This is a genomic window from Metabacillus litoralis (assembly GCF_020524045.1).
GTDB classification, from domain to species: domain Bacteria; phylum Bacillota; class Bacilli; order Bacillales; family Bacillaceae; genus Metabacillus; species Metabacillus litoralis_C.
In genome coordinates, this window is record NZ_JAIVKL010000001.1 from 685,827 (window position 1) to 711,528 (window position 25,702).

Annotated in this window: 23 protein-coding genes; 6 read left to right on the plus strand and 17 right to left on the minus strand. The window is 31.9% G+C overall.

Going from position 1 to position 25,702, the window contains the following annotated elements:
* Positions 1-441: 441 nt before the first annotated feature.
* Positions 442-1,488, plus strand: coding sequence for an EAL domain-containing protein (locus LC076_RS03235; protein WP_226666102.1), 1,047 nt, complete (start codon positions 442-444; stop codon positions 1,486-1,488).
* A 290-nt stretch (positions 1,489-1,778) separates the two neighbouring features.
* Here the strand turns inward: LC076_RS03235 and LC076_RS03240 are convergent, their stop codons facing one another.
* Both LC076_RS03240 and LC076_RS03245 read right to left on the minus strand, forming a co-directional pair.
* Complete coding sequence (locus tag LC076_RS03240) at positions 1,779-2,507, minus strand: thermonuclease family protein (protein ID WP_226666104.1); 729 nt, start codon at positions 2,505-2,507, stop codon at positions 1,779-1,781.
* Positions 2,507-3,607: a M24 family metallopeptidase gene (locus LC076_RS03245; RefSeq protein ID WP_226666106.1), complete on the minus strand. Its 1,101-nt coding sequence runs from the start codon at positions 3,605-3,607 to the stop codon at positions 2,507-2,509. The genes LC076_RS03240 and LC076_RS03245 overlap by 1 nt, the downstream gene beginning before the upstream one ends.
* A 283-nt stretch (positions 3,608-3,890) precedes the next feature.
* Here LC076_RS03245 and LC076_RS03250 point away from each other — a divergent pair, with 283 nt between their 5' ends.
* From LC076_RS03250 to LC076_RS03260, 3 genes are all read left to right on the plus strand, one after another.
* On the plus strand, positions 3,891-5,396 hold the full coding sequence (locus LC076_RS03250; RefSeq protein WP_226666107.1) for a phytoene desaturase family protein: 1,506 nt from the start codon (positions 3,891-3,893) through the stop codon (positions 5,394-5,396).
* 382 nt (positions 5,397-5,778) lie between these two features.
* Positions 5,779-6,897, plus strand: a complete 1,119-nt coding sequence (locus LC076_RS03255) for a glycosyltransferase (RefSeq protein ID WP_226666108.1) — start codon at positions 5,779-5,781, stop codon at positions 6,895-6,897.
* Between the two features lie 119 nt (positions 6,898-7,016).
* Entirely contained in the window at positions 7,017-7,235 is a 219-nt protein-coding gene (locus LC076_RS03260; RefSeq protein WP_226666109.1) for a hypothetical protein, read from the plus strand.
* Positions 7,236-7,388: 153 nt separating this feature from the next.
* Here LC076_RS03260 and LC076_RS03265 read toward each other — a convergent pair whose 3' ends face one another.
* The 10 genes from LC076_RS03265 to LC076_RS03310 form a co-directional block, all read right to left on the minus strand.
* Positions 7,389-9,266, minus strand: coding sequence for a heavy metal translocating P-type ATPase (locus tag LC076_RS03265; protein ID WP_226666184.1), 1,878 nt, complete (start codon positions 9,264-9,266; stop codon positions 7,389-7,391).
* A 709-nt stretch (positions 9,267-9,975) separates the two neighbouring features.
* Positions 9,976-10,485 (minus strand): TlpA family protein disulfide reductase, encoded by a 510-nt coding sequence (locus tag LC076_RS03270; protein ID WP_226666110.1) that lies wholly within the window; start codon positions 10,483-10,485, stop codon positions 9,976-9,978.
* A 242-nt stretch (positions 10,486-10,727) separates the two neighbouring features.
* Positions 10,728-12,053, minus strand: coding sequence for a polysaccharide biosynthesis protein (locus tag LC076_RS03275; RefSeq protein WP_226666111.1), 1,326 nt, complete (start codon positions 12,051-12,053; stop codon positions 10,728-10,730).
* Positions 12,054-12,167: 114 nt separating this feature from the next.
* Positions 12,168-13,238, minus strand: coding sequence for a Ger(x)C family spore germination protein (locus tag LC076_RS03280; RefSeq protein WP_226666112.1), 1,071 nt, complete (start codon positions 13,236-13,238; stop codon positions 12,168-12,170).
* Positions 13,235-14,326, minus strand: coding sequence for a GerAB/ArcD/ProY family transporter (locus LC076_RS03285; RefSeq protein ID WP_226666114.1), 1,092 nt, complete (start codon positions 14,324-14,326; stop codon positions 13,235-13,237). The genes LC076_RS03280 and LC076_RS03285 overlap by 4 nt, the downstream gene beginning before the upstream one ends.
* A 16-nt stretch (positions 14,327-14,342) precedes the next feature.
* Positions 14,343-15,818 (minus strand): spore germination protein, encoded by a 1,476-nt coding sequence (locus tag LC076_RS03290; RefSeq protein ID WP_226666185.1) that lies wholly within the window; start codon positions 15,816-15,818, stop codon positions 14,343-14,345.
* A 270-nt stretch (positions 15,819-16,088) separates the two neighbouring features.
* A complete protein-coding gene (locus LC076_RS03295; RefSeq protein WP_226666116.1) occupies positions 16,089-16,691 on the minus strand; it encodes a cell wall hydrolase in 603 nt (200 codons plus the stop codon).
* A 473-nt stretch (positions 16,692-17,164) separates the two neighbouring features.
* Positions 17,165-17,359: a hypothetical protein gene (locus LC076_RS03300; protein WP_226666117.1), complete on the minus strand. Its 195-nt coding sequence runs from the start codon at positions 17,357-17,359 to the stop codon at positions 17,165-17,167.
* 341 nt (positions 17,360-17,700) lie between these two features.
* Complete coding sequence (locus LC076_RS03305; RefSeq protein ID WP_226666119.1) at positions 17,701-18,348, minus strand: SDR family oxidoreductase; 648 nt, start codon at positions 18,346-18,348, stop codon at positions 17,701-17,703.
* Between the two features lie 89 nt (positions 18,349-18,437).
* Positions 18,438-19,301 carry a patatin family protein gene (locus tag LC076_RS03310; protein WP_226666187.1) on the minus strand — a complete coding sequence of 288 codons (864 nt, stop codon included), beginning with the start codon at positions 19,299-19,301 and terminating at the stop codon, positions 18,438-18,440.
* Between the two features lie 367 nt (positions 19,302-19,668).
* On the opposite strand from LC076_RS03310, the gene LC076_RS03315 reads away from it, so the two are divergent.
* On the plus strand, positions 19,669-19,857 hold the full coding sequence (locus LC076_RS03315; protein WP_226666120.1) for a YkvS family protein: 189 nt from the start codon (positions 19,669-19,671) through the stop codon (positions 19,855-19,857).
* Between the two features lie 269 nt (positions 19,858-20,126).
* Here LC076_RS03315 and LC076_RS03320 read toward each other — a convergent pair whose 3' ends face one another.
* From LC076_RS03320 to queC, 5 genes are all read right to left on the minus strand, one after another.
* Complete coding sequence (locus LC076_RS03320; protein ID WP_226666121.1) at positions 20,127-20,396, minus strand: hypothetical protein; 270 nt, start codon at positions 20,394-20,396, stop codon at positions 20,127-20,129.
* Positions 20,397-20,828: 432 nt separating this feature from the next.
* Entirely contained in the window at positions 20,829-21,326 is a 498-nt protein-coding gene (gene queF, locus LC076_RS03325) for a preQ(1) synthase (protein ID WP_226666123.1), read from the minus strand.
* Positions 21,327-21,729: 403 nt separating this feature from the next.
* Positions 21,730-22,455, minus strand: coding sequence for a 7-carboxy-7-deazaguanine synthase QueE (queE, locus tag LC076_RS03330; RefSeq protein WP_226666124.1), 726 nt, complete (start codon positions 22,453-22,455; stop codon positions 21,730-21,732).
* Entirely contained in the window at positions 22,452-22,895 is a 444-nt protein-coding gene (gene queD / locus LC076_RS03335) for a 6-carboxytetrahydropterin synthase QueD (protein WP_226666127.1), read from the minus strand. The genes queE and queD overlap by 4 nt, the downstream gene beginning before the upstream one ends.
* Positions 22,892-23,554 (minus strand): 7-cyano-7-deazaguanine synthase QueC, encoded by a 663-nt coding sequence (gene queC, locus LC076_RS03340; RefSeq protein ID WP_226666129.1) that lies wholly within the window; start codon positions 23,552-23,554, stop codon positions 22,892-22,894. Before queC ends, queD begins: the two co-directional genes overlap by 4 nt.
* Before the next feature lie 418 nt (positions 23,555-23,972).
* On the opposite strand from queC, the gene LC076_RS03345 reads away from it, so the two are divergent.
* Positions 23,973-25,307, plus strand: a complete 1,335-nt coding sequence (locus tag LC076_RS03345) for a DUF2254 domain-containing protein (protein ID WP_226666131.1) — start codon at positions 23,973-23,975, stop codon at positions 25,305-25,307.
* Positions 25,308-25,702: the final 395 nt, after the last annotated feature.

The following is a 25,702-nucleotide window of genomic DNA, read 5'->3' on the forward strand; positions in this document are numbered from 1 at the left end:
CCCTTTTTCCTAAAGAAGAATAATGAAAAATCCTAACTACCTGCTTTTTCAAAGGTCAATTCTTCCTAGGGAAAAATAAGACCCTTTTTCCTAAAGAAGAATAATGAAAAATCCTAACTACCTGCTTTTTCAAAGGTCAATTCTTCCTAGGTCCGGGTGTCATTTCGTATGTTGCAAACCTGTGGGGCTTCCCTTTGACACGCTTCTCTAAACACGATTTTCATGCCTTTTACTACAATCGATAAAGTGCTAAAAATTAATCTTGAGCTATAATATAACCTAGATAATGTACAACCAATCACTTGTTATTTCATTTGTACTAACATACAAAAAGCTACACTGATATAACAATCTCACGTAAAAAAAGTCATTTTTGTTTAACTTTTGTATAATCTCTGATAAAATAAATTTTATACAAATATTAAGGAATGAGGGATAAGATTGGACGAATTATGTAGATCTTGTTTTCAACCTCTTACTATACATAAACAAGGGTACTTTTCAATATACCATCATGGTGATGAGAAGCTAAAAGAGGTTTTACTAAAATTATATTTTCAAGAAATAAGCTCTTCCCACTTCCGTATATCCTACGAAACAAAAGCTGAATTAAGAGAATATCTTTCATTTATTAATACAGAACTCGGGGATATTAATGGAATAAAAGGAGCAATTCATCTTACCCTACAACCAAGCCCATTTGAAACATATTCATTTAAGACATTATATGAACATACCATTCACGAAAATTATGTGAATCTTATCAAAGATGGGGACTTTATTAGCTTCATTCAACCCATCGTTTCAATGCAAAATGGAGAGCTATTTGGTTATGAATCCTTATTAAGATCCAAAGACCAATCATTTTATCCTAGTCAACTTTTCGAAGTAGCTAGAAAAACAGAAATGCACTCTATATTAGATAAAAAAGCGCGTGAGGTTGCAATAAAAGCAAGATATAACAAAATTCCATCTGGTGTTAAAAGTTTTATAAATTTTTTACCATCAACAATTTATAATCCACAGCACTGTTTAAAACACACCTTTGAAATAGTAGAAAAGTATAATGTCGATCCAAGTGATCTTGTTTTCGAAGTAGTAGAAACAGAAAAAATTCATAATATTGAACATTTAAAATCTATATTAGAAACCTATCGAAATCACGGCATGAAGGTAGCTCTAGATGATGTTGGAGCAGGATATTCTACTTTAGATATGCTATCAAAATTGAGACCAGATTATATTAAGATTGATAGACAGTATATTCAAGAGTGTCACATTAATAAAGAAAACCAAGTATTTTTACAAAATGTTATTCACCTTTCTAAAGAATTAAATATTACTGTTTTAGCTGAAGGAATTGAACAAAAAGAAGAATATGAATTTTTAAAAAGCATCAATGTTTCTTTAGCTCAAGGCTATTATATTGGTAAACCTAGTCCTGAGCCGGTCCTTCTTCCTACTGATACAAGAGCAATTTCTCTTTAAAAATGGCTCTTTTCTGAACAATTTTTGCTGTTTAACCTAATATCCTGTTAGTAACAATGTAAGTACTATTTTAAGAAGAAAAGATGCCACTAGACTTTATATAGTGCTGTTCTCTTCATAACACTAAAAGCAACAAAGTTTACGAAAATAGCCTTAAAAATATGTTTATTATATATTAAAGTGACTTATGAGTACTCTAAACACCTCTATAACAATCCAGACATCCTTTGTTATTCTTGGGATTTATTGCCACAGAGTGTATAGAAACGTGTACCCATGAGTCACTTTTTCTATTTTTTTACCGCCCTGAAACCAGCAGTTTCTGCTTCCTCTTTTGTACAAAATATTTTTTCAGGTTTAGTCACTTTATATGAAGGAGATGATTCAGTATGATAAATTTTTTCTCCTTTTGAGTTAATATTTCCTTTTATCGTACAACCTTCAGAATTAGCCAAATCTTCTTTCTCTTTTGTATTCTCTTCATTATAAAAACTGTTATCTGTAGCATAGTTCTCAATACTCCAAATTCCTAATTCTTGTTTTTGTGCCTTTTTTTGTATTTCGTAGAATTCATCCACATATTTTGTATTCGGTTCATAAACATATGCTACTCTTGCCAGACCTTTTTCTAATAGCATTTTGTTGACCATTTTTTCATTAATATAAAGATATGCAAGTAATCTTCCATACTTATCTCTTTCGCCAACATCAAGCTCCAGATTAATTTCTTTTTCAGTTAACAGTTCTTTCATAAAATGACTTGCTTCTGGACCAAATGGTTCAATTGGTTTAGAGGGGTGCACAGTCTCAGGAGTGTCAATAAGTAATAGACGAACAGTTTCCTCTCTTCCATCTATACTCACATTTACTGTATCTCCATCAACAACTCTATTCACATTTGCTACTATAAAATTACCATGATTATTTTCTTGTGAACAACTAGTAAGCAAAGATAGTAAAACAGTTAAATTTAAAAGTATGTACCACGTTCTCTTGTAGTAAACCTTAGTTCCCTTCATTATGAAACAACAGTGAATTCCTTTGAAGTTTTTGTTAGAATTTCATGACCATCTTTCGTTATTAAAACATCATCTTCTATTCTAACTCCACCTATTGACGGCATATAGATCCCTGGTTCAATTGTATAGACCATACCTTCTCTTAAGATATCATCATTAATGTGACTCATTGAAGGGAATTCATGTACGTTTATTCCTAATCCATGCCCAAGACGATGGGGAAAATACTCACCGAATCCTCCATCTGTTATAACCTGTCTAGCAATTCTATCTAAGTCACCAATCCTTACACCTGGCTTACTTGCCTCTAATGCAGCTAATTGAGCTTTTAAAACCGTTTCATATATGTCTTTTTGCTTATTATTAAATGATTTATAAACAAGGGTTCGAGTAATATCTGAGCAATACCCTTCTAAAACAACACCCAAATCAAAAAGGACAAAATCACCTTCAGCTAATTTTCTTAACCCTGGATTTCCATGGGGATCTCCAGATTTTTCACCAAATAAAACCATCGTAGAAAACGACATTTCTCTAATTCCCTTTTTCTTTAGTTCATATTCTATTGTTGCTAAAACTTCCATCTCTGTTATTCCATCTATTAAAGCATCAATTCCTACTTTTACTCCATAATCTGCAAGTTTAGCTGCTTCACGTAAAATCTTAATTTCTTCGTTATCTTTAAGGACTCGTAAATTATTTAATGCTTCTTCTGCAGATACAATAATAGCACCTGGTACTACTTGTTGAAGGGATTCTACTCGACCATAAGAGATTTCTTCTTTTTCAATTGCTATTTTTTTTATCGATTTTACATTTAATTCATGTAATGTTTCATTTATTAAATTCCATGGATTTTCATGATCACTATATGAAATTATGTCATGTGTCCACCCCGCAGACCTTGCTTGATTTACCTCCATTTTAGGACAAACAAATATCGGATTAGTGTTTTTAAAAAGAAAAAGTCCCATTAATCTTTCATGGGGATCTGTGTAAAAGTTTGTTAAATAAAATACATTCTCTTTCGTTTGGATAAAACACATATCTATTTCTTGTTTTTGCATCCAGTTTTTCATTTTTGTTAATCGATGATTCATCTTTTCACTACCTTTCTATATTCCTTCTATTATCATAGCAATCGTCTCAAAAAAGTACAATTCAGACTGTAATCATCATGTAATTGTACCGTTTAAATGAGTTTTTAATAAGCGGGATTCTAACATTTCACTAAAACTAATCGTACAAAAATAAATTTCAACATTTCACAACCGTTGTAGAAAAAACTAGAAGAAATTCCTACTTTGTTTGAATTCAACAAGAATGGGCAAAATAAAAAGTTGATAAGGTGTTCGTAAATTACTTTGGTAGGAGGTTAATGGTATGAAAAAGAAAGTGGTCATAATTGGTGGTGGATTAGGAGGTATGTCAGCTGCAATTAGACTTACAACAGACAATTATGATGTGACCATTTTAGAAAAAGGTGAGCGTCTCGGTGGCAAATTAAACAAATGCGGGGGTAAGGGGTATAGTTTTGACACAGGTCCTTCCATTTTAACGATGCCTTGGGTATTAGAACAATTATTCCAAAATGCTAATAGAAAAACATCAGATTATTTCACGATTAAACGAATTGAACCGCAATGGAAAACGTTTTTTGAAGATGGATCAACCATTGAATTAACTAGTGATTTAGCTGAATTACTAAGACAGTTAGAAGCTGTTTCAAAAGAAGATGCTAGTGAATTATTTAATTACTTAAGCTACTGTAGCAAAATGTATGAAAATAGCCTAAAAAGCGTTTATAAAAAAAGCCTTTCAGGAATACAGGATTTACGATCAATGCATAGTGTGAAAGAGCTTTTATCGTTGGATCTGTTGAAAACAATGAATCAAGGAACAAAAAAATTCTTTAAGGATAAAAAAATTCAGCAATTATTTAACTTTTTATCAATGAATGTTGGTTCTTCCCCATATGCTGCACCTGCTGTTTTATCACAGCTAGTACATGTACAACTGGGCCTAGGCATTTATTACGTAGAAGGTGGAATGTATAAAATTGCGGACTCCATGTCTAGATTACTTCATGAATTGCAAGTAAATGTTCATCTTAATACAAATGTAAAGAAAATCATTACAAATGGCTCGAAAGCGACAGGAGTAGAAATAGAAAACGGTAGAATGATTGATGCAGATATCGTCATTTCAAATTTAGAAGCAATTCCTACATACAACACATTACTTAAAGATCATTCTTTGCCCCCTTATGCAAAACAAGAATTAGAAAAGTTTCCACCAACTACATCAGGACTTATATTATTACTAGGTGTGAAAAAAACATACGAAAATCTAGCACATCATAACTTTTTCTTTTCTTCTTCACCTGAAAAGGAATTTGATCAAATTTTTAATAAAGGTAAAATCTCTGAAGATCCGACGATATATGTTGGAATATCTTCAAAATCTGATTCCACACAAGCACCAAAAGGAAAAGAAAACCTATTTGTTTTAACACATGTCCCTGCTTTAAAAAAAGGTGAAACTTGGGTTAATAAAAAACATGCATACACTGAAGTTATTTTAGATAAACTTGAAAGAATGGGTATGGATCATTTAAAAGATAATATTGAATTTACATATACAATTACTCCTAATAACCTCGAGGAGTTATATGGTGCAAACGGTGGATCAATCTACGGTGTGACAACAGATCGAAAAAAGAATGGCGGTTTTAAAATCCCGAGCAAAAGTACAGTTTTACAAAATTTATTCTTTGTAGGAGGATCTACACATCCTGGTGGTGGAGTTCCGATGGTAATACTTTCCGGACAATTAACTGCCGATTTAATATTGAAACAAGATTTTAAATTCAAAAGAGAAATCGGGTAACATCGTTACTTTACTCGTTCTCTTTCTTTGATATGACTTTTTCTGTTTTTCCATTTCTTTTTAATCAACTTTATTGAAAGATTGTCACTATTAGCTTATATAACTGCTGAAAAAAAGAAAGAACCTAGTTTTGCAAAATACTATGTTTACAAAAGGGCTTTGTCTCACATCTTTTTATGTTGATTTTAAGTATTACTAAACAGCTATGGGAATATCACAATATGAGTTCCCACAGAACTTTCACAGATAAAGCGGGTTCCCTAATGAAAGCTTACACACCATTGATCTATAGTTTCACAAAGGAAAGAGTCTTTTTCATGTGAATTTACCGGGAAAAGATGTAAAATGAGTGGAGATCAAGATTTTTCCGGGGGCTCTTACTATGCTAATTTACAATTTGACATTGTTGATTTTTTTCATCTGGACCATTATTAACTCTCTTTTTATGCCAAAGCTAAAAGACGGTATTTCATCAAATTCTAGTAGACTTGTGTCAATACTAATACCTGTAAGAAATGAAGAAAGAAACATAAAACCTTTAATCGACTCTTTAAGTAAATTAAACTATAAAAACTTTGAAGTCTTACTACTGAATGATCAATCAACAGATTTAACTAAAACATATATTTTATCATCTATCGAAAACGATCCTCGCTTTAAACTAATAGAAGGAAAAGTTTTACCAGAAGGATGGGCCGGTAAAGTTCATGCATGTCATCAACTAAGTAAACAAGCCAAAGGTGAGCTTCTACTATTTTTAGACGCTGATATTCGGTTGCATAAAAATACCCTCCAAACAGCTGTACATTTTCTTGAAAGCAAGTCTGGAAAACTCCTAACAGGATTTCCAAGATTTCCAGTAACACACTTATTAGAAAAATGGCTTGTTCCCATGCAACATTTTTTGATCTACTTTCACTTACCATTATTTTTTGCTAATTACACGAAATTAACCTCAGCTTCAGCAGCTCATGGATCATTTATGTTATTTGAAAAGGATTCCTATTTGAAAATAGGTGGACATGAGAAGATTAAAAAATCACTACTTGATGATGTACATCTTACTAGATTAATGAAACAACATGACCAAAAAGTTTTATTAAGTAACATTACATCATTTGTAACATGCTATATGTACACGAGCAATAAAGAGGTTTGGGATGGATTTAAGAAGAACATTTTTGTAGGAATTGGACGATCAGTATTTTTAGCTATACTACTTACTTTGTTTTATTTATTGTTTTATATCCTACCCGGGATTATATTATTATTCGGATTAACACGACTCTTTTTATTACAAAATATTAATTTGCTCTTATTTTGTCCTTACTTTATAATCGTGTTACAAAAATGCTTTATTGATTGGCAAACAAAACAAAAACTTACTCTTGGCTTATCAATGCCACTCATCTCTTGTACATTCATCTCACTATTAGTTACCTCGATGATCACATCGTTAACAAAGAAAGGATATAGCTGGAAAGGTAGGACTTACCATTAAGACCACTTTCGTCATTTGTAATATTTATTTAATATTTTTTATGATACTTTTCAATATTTTTTCTTGTATACTGTTTACTATGTATATATATCTTTCTTCCTACTAAGGAGTTGGTCATTTTGCTTCAATTGGTAAGACGTCATCTAGTTGCCATTCTTTGTTTAATAGGAGCATTAGCACCATTTATTGGTATGCTATTCATTGATTTATTTTATTATAGTACAATTTGTGGATGGATTTTAGGATTTTGTTGTTTTGTCGTTTCCTATATTATTGTGAGCAAACGGCCTGATGAAGAAGATGTAACAAATCCTCCTACAAATAACCCTATATTATAAGACTATCAAATAATGTTAATAATGGAATATCATTCTCAACAAAACATCCATTTTAACATGGTTTTTTAATGGAGGCATAAGATAATGGTAAATTTAAAAAAGGAAAACTCGTTTGTTATAAATTCGATTTTTCCTTTTTTTGTCTTTCTAAAGTTAAATTTCTTCATTTCCTTTTAATAAGCGTAAGCCATTTAATATAACTAATATCGTACTTCCTTCATGACCTATTACACCTAACGGAAGATCGAGCACTTGAAAAAAGTTGGAACAGATTAAAAGTGCAATCACTGACAAAGAAAAAACAATATTTTGTTTAATAATTCGATTCATTTTATTTGAAAGCGCAACAGCATTAGTTAACTTCAGTAATTCATTTTTCATTAATATAATATCTGCCGTTTCTAATGCAACATCCGTTCCTTCACCCATTGCAATTCCAACATCAGATGTAGCAAGAGCTGGAGCATCATTAATTCCATCACCAATCATTGTAACTGTGCCAAATTTCTTTTTCAATTTTTTTATCTCATTTACTTTTTCCTCTGGTAAACATTCACCTTTAAATTGATCTATATTTAATTCTTTAGCAATTACTTCCGCTGTCGAATTGCTATCTCCAGTAAGCATTACTGTTTTTATCCCTTGTTCTCTTAATTTTCCGATGACTTCTTTTGCTTCTTGTCTCACAACATCCTTTAAAGCTATTAATCCTACAATCTCTTTTTCTCTAATGACATATACAATTGTTTTTCCTTCTAATGCAAGCTTCTCACTTACTCCATCATGAAAATCCTTAGCAATTACACTTCCTACAAAATCTGCTTTCCCAATCTTCCAAGAAATATTTTCAATTACTGCACTAACACCAAAGCCTGATTTTTCCTCAACCGAGGTCATTTCTGCAGTACGTGCAGGAAAATCTTCGTATATTTTAGCTACAATTGCTTTGGCTAATGGATGTGTTGATTGATTCTCGATTGATAAAACTGATTTATAAAATTCATCTTGATCAATTGTTTCTAACGTTATAATATCTGTTACAGTTGGTTCACCTTTTGTAAGTGTTCCAGTTTTATCGAATACTACGACATCAGTCTTATTTAGTTTTTCTAGATGAATACCACCTTTGAATAATAATCCACTTTTTGCTCCATTCGAAATTGCAGATAATGTTGCAGGCATGATTGAAGCAACTAATGCACAAGGAGATGCCACAACCATTAATACTAGTGCTCGATAAATCGACTCATTCCAATTCCAACCTAACGCAAAATGAGGAACAATCATCATTAATCCCACTAGTGCTAATACACCTTTTACATAAGTACCTTCAAATTTTTCAATAAATTGCTGTGATGGGGATTTTTCAGATTGAGCTGTTTGAACCAACTCCAATATTTTATGAAACATTGTTTCAGTACTCTTTTTCATTACTGAGATGGTAATTGAACCATTTCCATTTACAGTACCAGCAAAAACCTCATCACTTGTATTTTTTTCTACAGGCATTGATTCACCGGTAATAGCTGATTGATCAATATTTGTTTTTCCCGATAATACAACACCATCAGTCGGAATTCTTTCACCAGGCTTCACTAAAATCGTATCACCTATATTCAAAGCTGAGACGTGAACTTTACTTTCTTTTCCATTCACAAGGATCATTGCTTCTTCAGGTTGTAAACTCATTAACGCTAAAATCTCACGTTGACTTTTGTTCATCGTATAAGTTTCTAGTGCCCCACTTAATGCAAAAATAAAAATAAGTATAGCTCCCTCTTCCCAGTAGCCGATGATTGCAGAACCGACAGCAGCAAAAACCATTAATAATTCTACATTTAATTTTTTTTCAGCAATTGTTTCCTGAATTCCTTCCTTTGCCTTTGCATAGCCACCAATAACAAAAGCTAAAATGAATAAAGGAATAGCAACTGTCTCATTTCCATGAAAATTATAAAACCAACCAAATCCAATAAGTATTCCAGCTATAGTTGCATTTATTAATTCAATTTGCTCCAAACATTTTATCATGAAAGGATTTTGCTGAGATATATTCACATCAGTAATTTTCTCTACACTATTAACTTCCAAGTTATCCACTCCTCTAATTGAGAATAAAATTCATACTCATTTGTTTTTTTATCGCTAAAATGTTGAAATATCAATATATCGTATATATACCCTTAATAATAATTATTATAAACAAATACCAATACTATAGCAAGATTAAATTAATATAATTACTATTTAATAATTATTATTGATAACGATAAGCGTTCTCAACAACAATATTTAGACTTTAATATTATTTTTTTCACGTCGTTTACTCCAAATAAAAGAAGAGGCTGGCACATAATTAAAGAGGTTATACAAAAAGACGAATAAATCTAAATTCAGTTAAGCTGAAAGAAACAAGTTCGTTCCATTGCGCTGCAGACACTCGCTTTCCACGGGGAGGAAGCTGAGCCTCCTCGGCATACCTGCGGGGTCTCAGCCTTTCCTCAATTCTAAGTAGGTGGCCGAGTGTCTTCCGCTACATTCCACTAGTTTAGAAATAGTATGCAAAATCAAAAATCTATTGATCACAGCAAATAAAAACCCGAACTATTAGGCGAATGATTAATTGATATCTCACCTAAAAATTCGGGTTTATCATTAGCTTTAATACTTATGTCTCAGCCTAACTATTTTCCCTTCGAAAATATTACAAATAAATAGAAGTTAACTTTTTCTTCCAGATTTAATTAGATGCTATGATTTCATTTAACATCTCTGATGTAACTGGTCCCATTATTTTATTTTGAATCATTCCGTTTTCATCAATAATTAGTGTTGTTGGTATCCCTATTAATTTATATTTCTTGGCTATTTTACCTGACTCATCAAGACCAATTGGAAATGGAACGTCAAAGTGTTTGATAAATTGTTCTACTGATTTTTCACTTTGCTCTGAGGATGTGACATTAATACCTATAAGATGTACATTACTTGAGTTATTTTCTTTTGAGAATTTATTTAATTCGGCCATCTCTTCTTGGCAATATGTACACCAGGTTGTCCAAAAGTTTAGTATGATTAAATCTCCTTTAAAATCAGATAAACTTATCGTTTCACCTGATAATGTAGATATTGAAAATTCGGGTGCTTTTTCCTTCTCTATATTTTCATTGTTTTCAATTGCCATAAGCTCACTATGGTAAGCTGTGCTTATAAGAATGATAAGTACTATAAAAAAAGTTTTTCTTTTCATTAATATATTCACCCTCTATATTATTCGATAATTTACTATTCCCACCTAAAATTATAATTATTCAATTAAAAAAATATTGAGATAAAAATTAAGGTATATCCAAAATTTCTAGCAAGAGTAGCAACATTAAAAGAAGAGAGCAAAAAAAACAATCAAGTTTTCCCTGATTGTCTAGAAATTAGTGATATTAAACTAGGGATTGTCTGATCCTTTTTTAGATTACAAACTCACTTATAGCTGTTTTAATATGTAATTCTCCTTTTCATAAAATACACACTAACATCTAATTTCTTACATATCGTTACATAATGCATCATCATAAGAAGGACAGCCCCCATATTCATTCCTAGAATAATACCCTTCATATTTAGCATTTCCATTGATCCGAGAACATACATCATTCCAAATGAAATAGCATGTGACCAAATCGTATGAAACAGTGCGTCTTTTACTAGTCCTAGTCCGATTAGGTAAGCTTGCATTGGAATAATAAAAAAATGGAAAAGAAAATATGGCCATAACAATTTTAAATAAAAAGATGCTGATGAAGAATGGAAAAATAAATGAGTTAATGGATCTGCGTAAATATACATAATAAAAACTGAAATCGTTCCATAAAAAAATGTAATAACCATCGCTTGTTTTAGTAAACGAACTAGCTTTTTATTATCATGATTGGCATAGGCCTCTGAAACATTCGGGATTAACATAATCATTAAGGCGTGACCAATAAATGCAGGAAAAAAACCGATCGACATAGCAACACCAGCTAACATTCCATAGTGCTCTGTAGCCATGACACTTGAAAAACCTGCAGCTATTAATGCCCATTTCACTAAAAAAGGTTGAATAGCATGTGTAAGCGAATGAAATAACCTTAGCCCAGTCGTTGGAAAGGAAACAGAAAAAAGAGCTTTTCGTACTCTTCTTCCTTTAATAGGTTGGTTTTTTTCCTTGCTTAAAACCTGGTATTCGATCATATATACAGTGATTAAATAAGCACTAACAATTAACTCACTACCAATTAAAGTAGCTAATGATATCATTAAAGCTTTTTCTAAATCGAATTGAAATGTTTGAAATACCCAAAATAAAATGATAAGTTGAACGACTTTTTTCAGGAAATTAGAAATAGCGATTTTCCCCATATGTTGAACACCCATAAAATATCCTCTCGCTATCGATGAGAAGGAAACAATAGGAATTAAGAGCACAACAAGCCACTTAACATATGGATGATAACCATGAAAAACAGGAAGATTTGGTAACACAAGAACCGCTGCTATGATAAAACCAATGGTAAAAAGTAGTGTAAGTAAGATCGTATGTTTTAGCATATGGTAGTGTGTTTCTCGCTGCTTTTCCGCAATAAATTTAGAGATTGATATGGGTAATTCTAAGCTGGCAATGATTACAATAAAAAACACAATCGGAAGAATGGACATATACAAGCCCATGCCTTCCTCACCTAGCTCTCTTGCTAAAATAATATTAATAAAAAACTCGAGACATTCTCCGAAAAAAGCTGCCACAACAAGTATTAATGTTCCTTTAACAAATGTATTCATGATGTCGTCCCCTCATATTAAACTAGTCCATAATTAAACAATATGAGATCAAACACAAGAATAAAACAAGCTAAAGGAAATTCCTTTAAAAATTTAAGAATTAGTTTCATTTTATTATTCTATAACACCTGATTCTGATATAATAACCTCTGGTTTCACTTCAACAAGTAACTCTGGAATTTTGTCACGCCATTCATTAATTTTAAATTCTCTAGACTGAGATCTAATTTGATCGCCAATTCCAATGGGATCAATTCTCAACTCCTTAAAATAAGCAAAAAGAGAATTTATTTCGGTTTTCAATTTCTCCTCAAACACCTTTTCAACTTCTTTTGTCACTTCTGGTGTAATCCTCTTACCTGTATATTCATGAATATACCCTTCTAATTTCACTTTTACTTCTACTTTAAGAGGTTCCAAGGACAAAAGTTTCACTTTTCTCGATGAAGCAATACTTTTAATACCTGCTGACTCATCAGATTCTGGTAGATCTAGAGTGTATACCCCTTTTGTATATTGATCAGCTAAAGCCTTAAAAAATAATAACTTCTCATTTGAAATGGTACCTACAACCTTTTTTTCATCAAAAAGCGCCAAACCATCGATTTCTACTCCACCTGTTTGTTCATTTTTCTTTATAATAGGAAGAAAAGGATCATGACCTTTAGAATAAAATTGATACAAAAAAAGATGTAAGTTTGTTCTAGGTAAATCACGATTTAACTTATTATGCAGAATCAAATTTGACATAAAACTTGAAGCACCTTGATTAGCAAAGTCTGATTCTAAAACCGATTTTGCATCACCTTTTGAAACAGCTAGCAGTAACCTCTCACCAATAGAAGCATCACGCTGTAAAGTATCGACTAAGTCACTAATACCTTTTTTAGCCATATCTTCTCCAAATAATACTATTTCAATTTTTCCCAAAACTAATGGATCTGGAGATTGTTTTTGTAATTTATCTAGAATATCTCTACTAAGAGTAGAATCATCAGTAATAACATAATCATTGACAGGTTGATCTTTAATATATGTATTGATTACTGCTGATCCTCTAATCATTTCTTTTTCTGTTAAATCAAAACCGATGCTTGTGACAAGGTTTACATCATCTAATATTTCCTTCTCAACACACCCTGTCAAAAACAATAATATCATTGTAATTGAAATATACCTTTTCATGCTTTGTTCTCCTTTACTTTACGATTAATGATCGTAATCAAGAATAGCATTGGTATGTAGGCAATCAGTATGTAAAACCCTAACTGTCCGATAATATCGTTCATTAAACTAATTTCGTCTCTTGTTCTTGAAAGGGAATTTGCAAAGTAAGTAATAAGTAAAATAACTATCAATGTATATTTTTGCTTGAATTTAAATGAATCCTTTAAACATCGACTAGCACACCAGATGGTTAAGCATACATTCGGAAGGATAATTAAACACCAATTTGCTATTCCTACATATTCAAATCGTTCGACAAATGGCATCTCAACAATTTTCCACATCGTTAATGTAGCCCATACATTTTTCTGTAATTGTTCCTCACTGAAATAAACAAGTGTGATAATCATAATAAAAGTATAAACAACTGTACTAGTTGCTACTGCTAAATGTGCCCATTTCTTTGATTTATCAGCATTTTTTATAAATGGATAAAAAACTAATAATGCTTCGAAACCAATAACCGTTAACGACATACTTTTTGTTGAAACGAGTAAGTCCTTTACAGAATGATTAAACACTGGTAAAAGATTACGTAGATCAGAAAACTGTAATGGAAATAAAAAAGTAAGGAATAAATAAATAGGTAGTATGATACCAAAGAAACTAATTCCAGTAACAACTCTAAAGCCACCTCTTATGATATAGTAAACTAATAAAAGAAACACAAATGTAAAAAGCCACACATTTAAATCAGGAAACATCCATACCTCGATGATTTCAATGTACGTTCTTAAAACTGTAATTGCTACCAATAAAAAATAACAAGCAAGCAATGCACTTAATGTGTTCCCTATCCATTTTCCAAATACTGCTTTATGAACAGTCATTATGTTTCCATTAGAATCCTTCAAAATTTTATAAATCATCCATAATGAGATATGAACGACGATTCCTGATAAAATAACAGCAATCCAAGCGTCTCTTCCTGATTTATCAGCAATAATTCTTTGAAATCCTAATACACCTACTCCATATTGAAGTGAATGAATTAAGTAAAAAACTAAGAAATGAGACACTTTGAATCTTTCTGCGATCTTAATCATCGTTACATCACCTCAATCATTCATCTATATCTTTATTCTTTTTTGCATTAGCTAAAGAAAATCGCTTTGGCTTATTTGTGCGTAATTGCTTTGGTCTATTTGACAAAACTGAAAATGGTAATCTTATTATTGCATCTTTCATATCAACAGTCCTTGGAGGGTAAATCGGTTCTAAAAAAGGTCTTCCAAGTGAAGTTAACCTTAGTAAATGTGTGATTAAAAAACAAAAGCATAATACAATCCCTAATAATCCCAGCCACTCTGCAAAAAGTAAAAACGGAAATCTTAACATTCGAATCGTATTACCCATTGCATAAATTGGAGTTGTAAATGATGCTAGAGCTGATAGTGCGACAATAATTAGCAAAATATTACTGGTTAACCCGGCCTCAACTGAAGCTGTTCCGATAACAATACCTCCAACGATACCAATTGTTTGACCAACCTTTGTAGGTAATCTAGCTCCAGCTTCTCGTAATAATTCAATTGTCAGTTCTAAAAACAAAGCCTCTAATATGGGAGGTAACGGAACTTCTCTTCTTGATGAAATAAGAGTATTTAGCAAATCGTTTGGAATTAATTCATAATGATAAGTTAATGTCGCAACATAGATTGGTGTAACTAATATAGAAAAAGAAACGGCAAATAAACGAACTAACCGAAAAAAAGATGCATTTATCCAGTTATAAAAGTAATCATCAAAAGCAGAGAAGAATTCGATTAACGTTGTAGGACCAACTAAAACATGTGGAGATCCATCAACTATTATGCTAACTTTTCCTTCAGCTAATATTGAAGATACTCGATCTGGTCTTTCAGTATCTAATAATTGTGGAAACGGTGAGTTATGATTGTCAGAAATCATCTGTGATATAAATGAGCTATCACTTATTTGATCAAATTGAATATCTTTAATTCTTTGAATAACTGTATGGACATTTTCTTCATCACATATCCCCTCAACATACAACACGGCAACCTTAGTTTTAGAAAGGTCACCAACATTCATCTCAAAAATCCTCAAGTTCTCATTATTAATTCTTTTTCTTATTAAATTAATATTCGATTCTATTGATTCTACAAAAGCCTCCTTAGGTCCCACTACACTAAATTCTACTTCTGGTAGTGAAACATCACGTGCCTTGTTTAAAGTTGCCTTGATCAAAGCACTAGGAAGTCCATATTCAGTTAAACTGACAAGAACATATCCTTCAAGAAGTTTTTCTTTAATCACATCGGTATCTATTGTTACAATAATATTTTCAATTGGTATTAACTTTTTAAGCTCTTCTAGTGTTTTCCATGTATCACTTTTTACAATCGGCATTATGCTTTGTTGCAATGTTTGCATATCAACTAGAGTTCTAATATAAGAAATCCAATATTTCACTTCATTTGTTTCTGCTTCGTATTGTAAAAAATCTGATGAAGTTCTGAATCGGGCAATAAGCTGGACTAACGAAGGCTTTTCTTTTCCACTTTCATATCTCATTTTATCCATTAGGCACACCTCAGCTTCAAAAAAAAGTCTTTTTTATAGAGTGCCATCAATGTATGGAATTATGCACCAATTTTTATAATAGAATTAGCTTTATATTGTGAAAATCATTTTCTTTTTCCCTGTAAAATATGTACTTCATTCTGTTTGCTAATGTTAGTGATAACAATATGAATAAATAGGATTCCGCGTTACTAGATTGATAGACGTAACAAAAAAAAGCGTAAAACTGAATTTATTATTCAGCCTACGCTTTCTTAACATTTATTTAGCAAAACGGTGATTTCCTATAACTGTTGTTACTTCACGAGATGTAATCCAAGTACTTTTTGCTGTTTGAGGGTTATAGAAGTAAAGCGAACCTTTACCCATGCCACGAAATGCTAAAGCTTCCTTTACTGCCGATTTAGCCATTTGATCCGCTGACTGATTAATTGTACCGTTTTTCACTGGTGAAAATGCAAAATAGCCTTGATCCTTTTGATAGATCACTTCTTTAACACTATTAGGGAATAATGAACTATCCACACGATTCAATACAACGGTTGCTACAGCCACTTTACCTGCATACGGTTCACCTTTAGCTTCAGCATGAACAAGTCTTGCTAATAAATCCATTTCTGCTGTCGAAATAGTTTGGGGAATAACAAGTTTTTCACCAACGAATAAAACAGTTGAAGACTTTTTATTAGCTGACATTAAGCTATTTACTGAAACACCATGTTTTTTACCAATTAACCAAAATGTATCACCTGATTGTACTTGATGTGTTGTTGCAGCATTAGCTTTCGTTTGAGGTGTAGAAATCGCAACGAGCGATAAAGCTAATGTTGAAACAGCAACAAGTTTCACAATAAATGTTTTCATAAATGCGTAACCTCCCATAATTTCTTAATAGTTTTAATCTTGCTTCTTGCTACAAAAACAAGATTAACAGGTTTATAACTCTAATACAGCCCTCAATATATGGTAGATAAACCAATAGATTTAATTAAATTGACGGACAAAAAAGAGAAACTAAGTACTTTATAAGGAAATTTCATACTGATAGAATGATTGTTATACTGAAGATATCGCCGATTCATTCGAATGAAAACTAAGAGGATTATATATTTACATGATTGTCCTTTTAGAGAGTTTGATTAAATATAAAGGCTTTTTCTATACCTTTGTTGTTTTTAGAATCCTGATGAAAACAACTCTTTATAAAGTCTAGTGACATCTTTTCTTTTAGTGATCACACCTTTTAAGCAACAAACACTGATTTTAAAAGATAATGACGTCAATTATTAACAAATTTTTAGAAAAAATCCAACATAAAAAAGCCAAGAAGTCTTATATTAGCTTCTTGGCTCTTGCAAATAACGATAAATAATACTTCCACCTTGTTGTGCGATTCCACGAAAATGCTTAAAATCATCTCGATTAACAATCACTGTACGAAAAGAAAGAAATTGTTCTTTTGCTACATGATATTCGTTCAACTCGCCACTTTTCAATTGATCTAATCGTTCATTTATCGTTTGTTCATCCATTTCCTTTTCCTCACTTTTCAAAAATACACATGTATATACAAATTGTACTTATACCTATTTGATATGTCTATTATTTTTTATATGTTAAATCTCTAAGTGAAAACAGTACCTATTCTTTAATTAAGACTGATTTCATAAACTTTGTTGGTTTAACAACTCCAAGAAAACAGCACTATAGCAAGCATAGTGGCATCTTTTCTTCATAAGATAGTACCTATTTTGCTGTAACAACAATGTTTCCACTCTAAAATTAGGTCAAATTACACAACAATCTTTCAGAAAAGAGCCTTAATTAGAAATCGCTATTATAATTAGTTACTGATTAATATTACAGGCTCCGATTAATGAATATATTTCAGTGCTTCAACGGTTTCTTTTTCACCTTCTGTAATTTCAAAAGTCTCATTTTTTGTTTCCATCAATGTCAAACTTTTTATAAGAACACTAGCTACAGCTTTACGCGGAATTGTTTTGCTTTTATCATCTAAAGAGGCGTTAGCTTTAATTTTTAAATTACTATCATCATCTGATAAACTAGTTGGTCTGACAATTGTATAAGTAAGACCTGATCTTCTTAAATGTTCATCTGCATTGGCTTTTGCAGTAAGATAGTGCTTCATATTATCAGGTGCCATTTCTGGTACATCCGCTCCTACAGAACTTAACATAACGAAATGTTTAATTGAATGTTTTTTTGCTTCATCAATAATCCTTTTAGCACCTTCTTGATCGATTGCTGTTGTTTTGTCCGGTCCTGTACTTGATCCAGAACCAGCTGCAAAAATAACTGCTTCTACATCTTCTAAAACGTGTTCAATATTCCCCTCTAAATCACCAATCACGTAGTCATTAGCACCCAGCTCCATCAAGCGTTTAGCTTGATTTTCATCTCTAATCATTGCAATTGATTTATGTTCTTCTTCTTGATTTATTTGATGAATAATATGTCTACCAGTATGTCCATTTGCTCCAATAATTAATACGTTCATTTATATCACGCTCCTGAATTTAGTCTACTATTATAGTGTTTCCCTAAATTCATATCTATTAAACAAACCATTATTATCTTAATATATTGCTAGTTATGACATTCTTTTAACCACATTTCTAACTTGTTGAATTCTCTTCTTGCATCATTCATCCCTAACGCATATAATTGCTCAAGTTTTTTCGGATTTCTTTCAATTCTACCTACCTTAAGCTTTTCACTAGGACGAAGCACAAAAACATTTCCCCTTTGTTCTTGTTCCTTAATATACTGTATGGTTTCGTTATACCTTTCATATCTTGATAAAACTGCTTCAACTAGCTTTGGATACTTGCTGTATGATCTATTTAAAAGCCATTTAATATTTGATTTTTTCTTTGAATATGAATCATCTTTTGTCAAAATCACAACATTAGTCTTAAAACCATCTTGCTCTGCTTTTTTGATTGGTATAGAATCTGCAATACCACCATCTAATAGAAGCTTACCTCCAAAATCAACCATTGGTGAAATAAATGGCAATGAACTTGAGGCTCTAATGACCGTCAATATATCATCCACATAATCTGCTTTCTTATAATAAACTGGTAAACCAGTCTGACAATCTGTAGTCGTTATAACAAACTCTTCAGTACAAGCATAAAATGTTTGAAAATCATATGGAACAAGTTGATTAGGTATTTCATCGAAAAGAAAATCCATTCCAAATAATTCTCTTCTCTTTACAAAGTTTCTATAGGATAAATATTCTGGATGTGTTACATAACCAATATTCACGGTTTTATTTCTTCCTTTTTGTCGTGAAAGATATGACGCCCCAAAACATGCTCCAGCTGACACACCTATTACGTAAGGGAAATACAAATTCTTTTTCATAAAATATTCTAATACGCCAGCCGTATAAATACCTCTCATACCGCCGCCTTCTAATACTAAACCTGTTTTAACCATTATTACCGCTCCCCAATACGAAAGTGTTTTTTAAATATACCACAAACACCTTGTATTTTTCAGCCTGGGGCCATACAATGATAACGTATTCATTAATAATTATACATATCTTTTTTAAGAGAAAATCATCCAGAATAAGCGGACCATATCCTGAAGATATAATGCTAAATCCCATGATCTGTAATTTTTTCCTCAAATTTAAATGAAAGGCTTTACTTACATACAGAAATAGTGTTAAATAATGCTAATAGAGTTTTTAAGACAACAAAATTAGTAGTGAAACAGGGCTCAAAAGCCAATAAACACTTAGTATGATTTCTATAAAACGAAAGAATTTTATCGTAGAATGAATATGTAAAGGAGCGAGGCAATGAAGATCGCTAAAGTTGGAAGTATCATTGAATTTAGAGACGGTTTATCAGGTGTTGTTGAAAAAGTAAATGAAAATTCTGTTATTGTTGATTTAACATACATGGAAAACTTCAGAGACTTAGATCTTGATAGACGCACAGTTGTTAATCACAAAAACTATAAAATTGTTAAAGAAGCTTTCTCTTAATATAACAAATAAAACACGAAGAAAAATATCTTCGTGTTTTTATATTGTCTGATCTATTACTTTTTTCTCTATTTGAAAAATTAACAAAACAGGTTATCTAAGCGCGACAAGGTTTTAATGAATTTCTTGCTAGTATGTTTATATTTACACATAATCATACTAGCATCTTGCTTAGCTTTGACAAACATCTCTTCTATAACCTACGAGTGAGGAATGTATATGCTTTTAGATTACTGGGAAGAAAAGCTTACAGCACTTTATAAGAAGTGTTAATTCATTAATCCTTCATCTATGTAAACTTCCATGCCAGCTTCTTCAAGGCACTCACCAAAGTATTTAACTTCTTTCTTATAGTCATAGTTGATTATATTTAAATCTTGATCATCAGCATCGTAAACGGCAACTACAGCATCATTTGCATAAAGGTTTATATAATCATCTGTGCCTTTTAAGTGTGCTTTAACACTGAAAACTTTGCCCTTTTTTAGTTGTTTAACGTCTTTTAATGCTTTTGTTAGTAACTCTTTAATTTCATCCATTACCATAGCCTCCTATAATTAGCTCTTTATTGGTTGTATCATATTAAGTTGGATATGTACAAATTTCTATTGAAGCTAAAATCATTACTGAAATTAATTTTTATCTTAATTCGATAATTAATTGTCTCAAACAGATCATAAATGGCTTTTCATCAATTTGAGGACCACTAATGATTTTTCACTCTATTAACACAGTCAATCATATAATCTACTAATCATTTTATAGAGCAAACTAACATACATAAATAGGTGCCCTAGTGTCTCCGCTCCATTCTACTAGTTCCTAAAAATAGTATGCAAAAACACCAAAACTATTGAAGACGGCAAATAAAAACCCGAACGATTAGGCGAATGTTTATTTGAAATATCACCTAATAATTCGAGTTTATCATTAACTTAAATACTTATGTTCTAGCCTCATTCTTTTTTATCTTAGCGATTATCAATCGTCTCGGGATATAAATCATGATTCATTAAACGATAATTCGCCATTTCCTCATATTTAGTTCCCGGTTTTCCATAATTAGTGTAAGGATCAATAGAAATTCCTCCACGTGGAGTAAATTTACCCCATACTTCAATATAACGAGGATCCATTAATTCAATTAAATCGTTCATAATGATATTCATACAGTCTTCGTGAAAATCTCCATGATTTCTAAAACTGAACAAGTATAATTTTAACGACTTACTTTCAACCATTTTAACATCTGGTATATAGCTAATATATATTGTCGCAAAATCTGGTTGACCTGTTTTTGGGCATAGGCTAGTAAATTCTGGGCAATTAAATTTTACAAAATAATCGCGATTAGGATGTTTATTATCAAATGATTCTAATATTTGTGGTGAATATTCAAATAAGTAGTTTGTTCCTTGATTTCCTAGAAGTGTTACGTCTTTTAGTTCTTCATCTTTTCTTCCTGACATGTTCTTTCCTCTTTTCTTATATCGTTTACATAAGCTGATAGTTTATAAAAGTTGTAGCTTTCTACTTTACATAAAACTCTACTAAAACATAAGGCTCTGTTAAACTTTGTGGTTGATTTCCGTTACAGGCATTCGCTTTCCGCGGGAAAAAATGCAGTTCGTTTTTTCCTAGGTCCGGAAGCCTCCTCGGCGCAAGCGCCTGTGGGGTCTCCCTTCGACACGCTTCTCTAAGCAGGAGTCTCATGCCTTTCACTCCAATCAACCAAGTGCTAAAAATCAATCATAAACTTTAACATAGCCAAATATAAATGTGTTTAGATTGCTCCTGAAAATCAATATCTTGTTGCAAGTCAACATTTTGCTTAACAGTAATTTAAAATGTCAATGAAAATCAGCTTCTGTTTTATACGCCTCGTTTATTACCCCAAACCAAAGTATGAAGCTGTGGTAATACTCGTACATCGTTCAAATCTTTATCATCAATTACTTGATCAATAAGCCATTCATATTTCTCAAGCAATGTTGTAACAAGCTGATTTGTATCAAGCTCATACACATCTTCATTTCCTACTTGTAAATAAAATGGTATGGATGGATAACGGAGGTGAACTTTTTTTGCGTAAGAAAGGTCTGTTAAATCAAAAACCACAACTTTTAAACTAATTGAATTCTGACTGTCCACTACCACTTTCTCAATGATTTCATCTAATTTTTCAAAATTTGTGATCATTCCTGAGCTTGGTGGTTTAGGAGAGATCGTTAAATCATCTATATCTTTTAACCAATCTTGGTATTTACTTCCTTGTGTTTCTATCGCTATTTTTTTACCATTTTGCTTTAATAGTGAAACAAACTCGTGAAGGTTTGTTAAAAGCGCAGGATTTCCTCCAGAAATTGTTACATGTGAAAAGCGATCTTCACCAAGTTCAAAAAGCTCTGACCATATCTCCTCAGCTGTTAGTTGTCTAATATCTTCTTTTGCCGAGCCATCCCAAGTGAATGCGGAGTCACACCAACTGCATGAATAATCACAGCCGGCTGTTCGAACAAACATTGTTTTTTGACCTATGACCATTCCCTCTCCTTGAATTGTCGGTCCAAATATTTCTAACACAGGAATTCTTTTCACTCCTGTCCCTCCTTTTTCTTAGGACGGAACACAACATAGCTAGTTGGTGTCTCTCTTACAAAAACTTGAACACATGTTGGCTTGTTCTCTTTTGTATCAAGATCTCTTTGGACCAATTCCCATATTGCACGTGCTATTCCTTCAGTTGTAGGAAAGTAATTTGGGTCATTTTCTGAAAAAAGATCTTTATGATCATTAAGAATTGAATGATCAAAAAGATGATGAATCAGTTTCTTTAAAGAAGCAAAATTCACTAAGAAGCCTGAATCGTCTAATTCATCACCTGCAATTGTGACATTGACAAAATACGTATGGCCATGAACTTTCTGACATTTCCCTGCATCTTCATGTGGGATATAGTGAGCTGCAGAAATGTGCATATCCTTATTTAATTCAAATTGATAATCATGTTGAACTTGTGGATAGATTTGTTGAATCATTTTGCGTCAACACCTTTTTCTCGAAGATAGTCATTAAGACCTTTTTTTCTTAAATCACATGCAGGACATTCCCCACAACCTTCTGCTATGATACCGTTGTAGCATGTTAATGTTTTTTCTTGAACAAATTCAAGAACGCCAAGATCATCAGCAAGCTTCCATGTTTCTGCTTTATTTATCCACATTAATGGAGTATGAATAACAAATGGTTTATCTAAAGCAAGATTTAACGTAACATTACATGATTTGACAAACGCATCTCGACAATCTGGATACCCACTAAAATCTGTTTCACAAACTCCTGTTACTATATGTTTGGCACCAATTTGATTCGCTAAAATTGTTGCAAATGACAAAAACAACAAGTTCCGACCAGGAACAAAAGTAGAAGGAAGTTCTCCATCTTTTTGTTCAATTTTAATATCCGCTCTTGTTAAAGCATTAGGAGCTAGTTGATTTAAAAGTGACATATCTAACACATGATGCTGAATATTTAATTCATTTGTAATCGATTCAGCTACTTCAATTTCTAAACTGTGACGCTGATTATAATTAAATGTCACAGCTACAACTTCTTTAAACTGCTTTAGTGCCCAAAATAAACAAGTTGTACTATCTTGACCTCCACTAAAAACAACAACTGCTTTTTCATTTTTCATTAACAAACGTCCCCTTTTCACCTATATATGCATAACAGAAAGGCTATTACGCAACCTATTAAATATAATTTTATGGTAATAAAAATTCTTTTTCTGTTTTGTTAGATCTTGTTACTAGCGAATTCCTATTTAGAATAGAGCCTTGCACTCAGCTTTTGAGGCCACAAAGCAGTTTAAAAAATAGTAAAAACAATAAAAAAACACCTTCGAAAATCATCCGAGGTGTCCAGCATTTATCATAAAAAAAATCATATCAAAGATAAGATCATAGTTTTTTATAGAGGGTTGTGCTAGAACCTCTCCCGTTTCACTCATAAAAAATATTATGAGTACGGAATACCTATTAAATTTTCAACTTAAAAAATATATCACGAAACATACTGATTTGCAATGGAATTGTCATTAGGAGTGTTTGTTTATGTCAATACAGCAATTAATTATTCGTATACGAACTAGTTTCTGGTATTTACCGACTGTTTACGGTGTAGTTGCGTTTATTTTAGCCATTTTCAGCATGTTTCTGGACCGTTATTTAGCTAGACATTCCTATTACGCTTTCATTCCAGAAGTTTTTTTGTCAGATATGGATCTTGCTCAAACCATATTAAGTTCTTTATCTACATCATTGTTAACGATGACAACCATAACTTTTTCTTCGATTCTTGTTGTTTTAACAACATATCTATCGCAATTTTCACCTAGAACACTTCAGAATTTCATTACAGATCACCACACACAAAGAGTTTTAGGTATATTTATTGGAGGATTTATTTATACAGTTATTTTATTACTCTTACTTCGTAAAAATGATATAAGTACACTATTTATTGTACCTACTCTTGCGATCATTGTATCAATTATTTGCTTAGGGATGTTTGTTTTTTTCATTCATCATGTAACAACATGGATTAAAGTTAGTAATTTAATCTTTAATATTACTTCAAAAACAATTTCCTCCATTCATAAGCATTTTATTGATGAACAGGATTTTGTAGCTGATTCTCCTTGGGAAGATTGGGAATTTGAAGAGATCAAAACGATCCAACCTTTTGAATTAAAAAGTAAACGCTCAGGTTATATAGAATTTATCGAATTAGAAAAAATAATCATTCAAGCGACAAGAGATAATTCAATCGTAAGAATTGAACAAAGCTTAGGGAAGTATGTTGATGAAGATACAACGATTTTTTCGATATGGAATCTTCAAGATTTTAAAAAAATAAATAAATATTTATCGTTTATGACCATTTCTTCTGACCAGGAACCCGTTCAAGACGTTAACTTTGGGTTACAAAAATTAGTTGAAATTGCATTAAGAGCAGTTTCTCCAGGTATAAATGATCCTTATACAGCAATAAATAGTATAAATCATTTAGCAAAAATCCTATCTCTTCTTGGTAAAAAACATTTAGCAACACCTTTCCACTTTGACAAACATCATCAACTTAGGGTGATTTTTGAAAAGCCTTCCTTTAATGATTATTTATATGAATGCTTTTACCAAATTCGATATTATGCTAAAGAAGATGTATCTGTGATGGCTGCTGTTTTAAAAGCATTGGCGTTTATTTGCCAAGGTAATTCGAAATATATTAAAGAAAGTGTCTGGGAGTTTTCATTCTATATTTCTGAAGGATTAAATGAAGAGAAATGGTTATCTAAAGATCGTGAGTTCTTAAATAAAATGATACGAAGCATTGCAAGAAATTGTGATAAACAAAAAAAGGAAAATGAAATATTAATTAAGAATTAACCAATATATAAAATAAAGAGGCTGGGACATAATTAAAGAAATCATCCAAAAAGACGAATATATCTAAATTCAGTTAGGCTAAAAAACAAGTTCGTTCCATTGCGCTGCAGACACAAGATTCGCCGGGGAGGAAGCTGAGCCCAATGTCATCAAGCTAACCTTACAAATTATGTAAGGTTTTTTTGGACGATTTTCTGTTTGAATCAAGCTAAGTTTAATTGAAATGCAAATGTCATAAAAGATTAGATTATTCATCATAAAACCTCTTGACTTTTTAAAATCACCACAATAATCGTTTTGAATACCAGTTTTTTGGTATACCAAAACAGAGTTGGTGGTTTAGATGGGGATGAAAAAGACTTTTTTAGGGGCAGTAGAGGTTACAGGGCGACTGC